The following is a 5,548-nucleotide window of genomic DNA, read 5'->3' on the forward strand; positions in this document are numbered from 1 at the left end:
TACTGGGCCTGCTGGTGTGACTGGAATTACCGGGCCTGTTGGGGTAACTGGACCTATCGGACCTGCCGGCGTTACTGGGGCTACCGGACCTATTGGGATTACTGGGGCTACTGGACCGGCTGGTGTGGCTGGACCTACTGGTATAACTGGAGCAACCGGCCCTGTCGGCGCAACTGGTACTACCGGACCTGTCGGCGTTACTGGTACTACAGGACCTGTTGGTATCACTGGCCCTACTGGTGTAGCTGGTTTAACCGGACCTGCTGGCTCTACTGGACCTATTGGCGTCACCGGAGCTACCGGCCCTGTCGGGATAACTGGGGCTACTGGACCTGTTGGCGTTACTGGGGCTACCGGATTTACTGGGATGACTGGAGCTACTGGGCCTGCTGGTGTAACTGGACCTATCGGACCTGCCGGCGCTACTGGGGCTACTGGACCTGTCGGTGTCACCGGAGCTACCGGACCTGCTGGCGTGACTGGGGCTACTGGACCTGCTGGCGTGACTGGGGCTACTGGACCTGCTGGCGTGACTGGGGCTACCGGACCTATTGGGATTACTGGGGCTACTGGACCCGCTGGTGTGGCTGGACCTACTGGTATAACTGGAGCAACTGGACCTGTCGGCGCAACTGGTACTACTGGGCCTGTCGGCGTGACTGGCCCTATCGGACCTGCCGGCGCTACTGGGGCTACTGGGATGACTGGACCTATTGGTATGACTGGCTCTACTGGCCCTGTCGGTGTAACTGGTTCAACCGGACCTGCTGGGATGACTGGGGCTACTGGTTCTGCCGGTATCACTGGACCAACAGGAACTACTGGCATCGCTGGGGTTACTGGACCAATTGGAGTAACTGGTACTACCGGGCCTGTCGGCGTTACTGGGGCTACCGGACTTACTGGGATGACTGGAGCTACTGGGCCTGTTGGCGTCACTGGGGCTACCGGACCTGCCGGCGCTACTGGTCCCATTGGCATTACTGGTACTACTGGACCCACTGGACCTGTTGGGATTACTGGGGCTGCTGGGCCTGCTGGCGTTACTGGGGCTACCGGACCCACTGGTGTCACTGGTACTACTGGTCCTACCGGTGTTACTGGACCAACTGGAATTACTGGTATCGCTGGTGTAACTGGCCCTGCTGGCTCTACCGGGCCTGATGGTGCTACTGGTCCCGCTGGTGCTACCGGCCCTGTTGGTGTAGCTGGCTCTACTGGACCTGCTGGAATTACTGGGCCGACTGGTGTCACTGGACCGGCTGGTGTAACTGGACCGGCTGGTGTAACTGGAATTACCGGGCCTGTTGGTATCACTGGAGCTACTGGAGCTACCGGACCCACTGGCGTCACTGGTTCAACCGGACCTGTTGGGATTACTGGCACTACTGGACCCGCTGGAGTGACTGGTACTACTGGCCCTGTCGGGATAACTGGGGCTACTGGACCTATTGGGATAACTGGAGCTATTGGTTCTGCCGGGATGACTGGTACTACCGGAGCTGCTGGACCTGTTGGCGTGACTGGGGCTACCGGACCCGCTGGTGTGGCTGGCTCTACTGGGCCGACTGGTGTCACTGGACCGGCTGGTGTCACTGGACCCATTGGCGTTACTGGGGCTACTGGACCTATCGGACTCGCTGGCGTCACCGGAGCTACCGGGCCTGCTGGTGTCACTGGTACTACTGGTCCTGCTGGAATGACTGGGGCTACTGGACCGGCTGGTGTTACTGGACCAACTGGAATTACTGGTATCGCTGGAGTGACCGGACCCGCTGGTGTAACTGGACCTATCGGCATCACAGGAGCTACTGGGCCTGTTGGCGTGACTGGTACTACAGGAACTACTGGCATCGCTGGGGTTACTGGACCCGCTGGAATTACTGGGGCTACCGGACCTATTGGGATTACTGGTGCTACCGGGCCTGCCGGCGCTACTGGGCCTGCTGGCGTGACTGGGGCTACTGGACCTGCTGGAATTACTGGGCCGACTGGTGTAACTGGACCTATTGGCGTTACTGGTACTACAGGACCTGCTGGTATCACTGGAGCTACCGGTCTAACCGGCATCACCGGAGCTACTGGTCCTATCGGAGTGACCGGACCCGCTGGCATTACTGGTACTACTGGACCCACTGGACCTGTTGGGATGACTGGGGCTGCTGGGCCTGCTGGCGTTACTGGGGCTATCGGACCCACTGGTGTCACTGGTACTACTGGACCCATTGGCGTTACTGGGCCTACTGGATTTGCCGGTATCACTGGACCAACAGGAACCACTGGCATCGCTGGGGTTCCTGGTACTACTGGAACTACCGGACCTGCTGGCGCTACTGGACTCATTGGCATTACTGGGCCTGCTGGCGTCACTGGACCAGCTGGTGTAACTGGTTCTACTGGTCCTACCGGTGTTACTGGACCAACTGGAATTACTGGTATCGCTGGAGTGACCGGACCTGCTGGTGTAACTGGACCTATTGGTATGACTGGCTCTACTGGCCCTGTCGGTGTCACTGGATCTACCGGACCTGCTGGCATTACTGGTACTACTGGACCCACTGGACCTGTTGGGATGACTGGGGCTACTGGACTTACTGGGATGACTGGAGCTACTGGGCCTGCTGGCGTTACTGGGTCTACTGGCGTGACTGGGGTTACTGGACCTGCTGGAATTACTGGGCCGACTGGCGTCACTGGACCGGCTGGCGTCACTGGACCGGCTGGTGTAACTGGCTTTACTGGGCCTGTTGGCGTGACTGGGGCTACTGGTCCTACCGGTGTTACTGGACCAACTGGAATTACTGGTATCGCTGGAGCGACCGGACCCGCTGGTGTAACTGGCTTTACTGGGCCTGTTGGTGTGACTGGGGCTGCTGGCGTGACTGGGGTTACTGGACCTGCTGGAATTACTGGGCCGACTGGTGTCACTGGACCGGCTGGTGTAACTGGACCCATTGGCGTCACTGGGTCTACTGGCATCACCGGAGCTACCGGTCTAACCGGCGTCACCGGACCTGCTGGAGTGACTGGACCTACTGGCGTCACTGGACCAACAGGAACTACTGGCATCGCTGGGGTTACTGGACCCGCTGGAATTACTGGGGCAACTGGACCCATTGGAGTAACTGGTACTACCGGACCTGTCGGCGTTACTGGGGCTACCGGACTTACTGGGATGACTGGAGCTACTGGGCCTGTTGGCATCACTGGGGCTACCGGACCTGCCGGCGCTACTGGACCCATTGGCATTACTGGGCCGACTGGCGTCACTGGACCGGCTGGTGTAACTGGACCTATCGGACTCGCTGGCGTCACCGGAGCTACTGGACCTGCTGGTGTAACTGGACACATTGGTGTTACTGGGGTTACTGGGACAACTGGACCTATCGGAGTAACTGGTACTACCGGGCCTGCTGGGATCACTGGGGCTACCGGACTGGCTGGAATGACTGGAACAACTGGACCTATTGGTGTACCTGGAATTACCGGACCTGCTGGGATGACTGGACCTATCGGGCCCACTGGTATCACTGGTACTACTGGTTCTGCCGGTATCACTGGACCAACAGGAACTACTGGCCCTGTCGGTGTCACTGGAGCTACCGGACCTGCCGGCGCTACTGGACCCATTGGCATTACTGGGCCTGCTGGCGTGACTGGGGCTACTGGTCCTATTGGTGTAACTGGACCTATCGGAGTAACCGGACCCGCTGGTGTAGCTGGCTCTACTGGACCTGCTGGAATTACTGGGCCGACTGGCACCACTGGACCGGCTGGTGTAACTGGACACATTGGTGTTACTGGGGTTACTGGGACAACTGGACCTATCGGACCCGCTGGCGTTACTGGTCCTGCTGGTGTAACTGGCTCTACTGGGCCTACCGGTGTTACTGGACCAACTGGAATTACTGGTATCGCTGGAGTGACTGGACCTATCGGACCTGCTGGCGTGACTGGCCCTGTTGGTGTCACCGGAGCTACCGGACCTGTTGGGATTACTGGTGCTACCGGACCCGCTGGAATTACTGGGGCTACTGGACCCGCTGGTGTAACTGGCTCTACTGGGCCTACTGGCATCATCGGTACTACCGGACCTGTTGGGATGACTGGAATTACCGGGCCTGTTGGGGTAACTGGACCTATCGGACCCGCTGGCGTCACCGGAGCTACTGGGGCTACTGGACCTATTGGTATGATTGGCGCTACCGGGCCTGACGGTGTTACCGGACCTACAGGTTCAACTGCTGGTACTCCAACCCTATTTTTCAACAAAGCAACGGGGCCTACCTCGATTTTACCTACTTCTACAGAGGTTTCAATAGTATCAGTATCTACTCCTGTTGTAATTGGGGAAAATATAAAAATTGACTATGCAATTTCTATAGATGTCAATTCTATTCTTGTCTGGAGACTTGAAGTGCAATTTAGATTATATAGAAATACTACTTTGATAGATACCAGAACATTTAACCAAATTGCTTCACAAGTAGGCACACAGAGTCTTCCATTTGCCAGCACATATGTTGACACAGCACCCGCAACGACAACAAGCACCTACTCTCTGCGTACATTTGTTGTAACCGCAACAAATGTTACTACAGCAACAGCCAATAATACAGATATAAACGGAATAATTTTCCCTGTATAAGCTAATATTTAAGTCTGACTTCCCTTTTCCAGAGGTGGTAGATCAAAAGTAAACCTATTTTTTATTAATTAAGAACCATAGTACAATAAATCTTTATTTAAGCGCTAATTATTAAACTTTATAATTAGCGCTTTTTTATTATGGGCTTTAGCCTGTTGAGCATAAGGCAAGTTTCTCGGCAGAGAAATGAGCCATGCGAAACAATAAACCACCCGAACCGAGGGCAATGTCGTCAACTTAAGGAAATTTCAACAAATATCAAAAAGCACTTGACAAGTCAGCCTAAAAATGTAGCCTCGCAATTGAATACAAATATTTGATTGCGAGGTATATATAATGAAACTTGGAATATTACTTAAATCTATTATAGAAGAATCGAAGGTACTGATTAAATCCAGAGATTTTATAAACGTCCATCGTATTGGAAACTCTTTTAGCAGATCTAGAAAGCTCTCTTTTACCGATTTGTTTTATTTTATAATAAATTCAACAAAGAAATCTTTATCAATTAATTATTCTCAATTTAAAATGGACTTTCCGGAATTAAAGCTTCAAATAGTTTCTAAACAAGCCATTTCTAAAGCGCGACAAGGTATTTCACATGAAGCATTTCATGAACTTTTTGATTTATCAGTGAACAAATACTATGAGTTAAACACTAATTTCAAAAAGTGGAATGGATTTAACATTTATTCTGTTAATGGAAGTACAGTCCAAGTTCCTAACTCAGAGGAAAATCTTAAAATTTTCGGAACAAATCCTAATCAATACAACAAAAATGGTGCGCTTGCATCGGTTTCTGTATTATATGATGTTATGAATGATATCATTGTAGATGCAGAGTTTTCTCGCTATCGCTCTAACGAAAGAGAATCTGCTAAAAACCATATCAAAAAACTT

At 53.2% G+C, this 5,548-nt stretch carries 2 protein-coding genes; both read left to right on the plus strand.

The features are described from left to right. The first annotated feature begins 367 nt into the window (after positions 1 to 367). The gene (locus LY28_RS18945; protein ID WP_479692088.1) at positions 368 to 4,648 is read left to right on the plus strand and encodes a beta strand repeat-containing protein; all 4,281 of its coding nucleotides are present in this window, start codon (positions 368 to 370) and stop codon (positions 4,646 to 4,648) included. 336 nt (positions 4,649 to 4,984) lie between these two features. Beyond that, positions 4,985 to 5,548 (plus strand): transposase (locus tag LY28_RS15925; RefSeq protein ID WP_479692087.1); only part of this gene is annotated, 564 nt, incomplete at its 3' end.

Origin of the sequence: Ruminiclostridium sufflavum DSM 19573 (genome assembly GCF_003208175.1) — a bacterium.
GTDB classification, from domain to species: Bacteria; Bacillota; Clostridia; order Acetivibrionales; family DSM-1351; genus Ruminiclostridium; species Ruminiclostridium sufflavum.

What these genes read in the sequence shown, in the direction of transcription:
- LY28_RS18945 (WP_479692088.1), top strand. Translation starts at nt 368, where the DNA reads ATGACTGGAGCTACTGGGCCTGCTGGTGTAACTGGACCTATCGGACCT.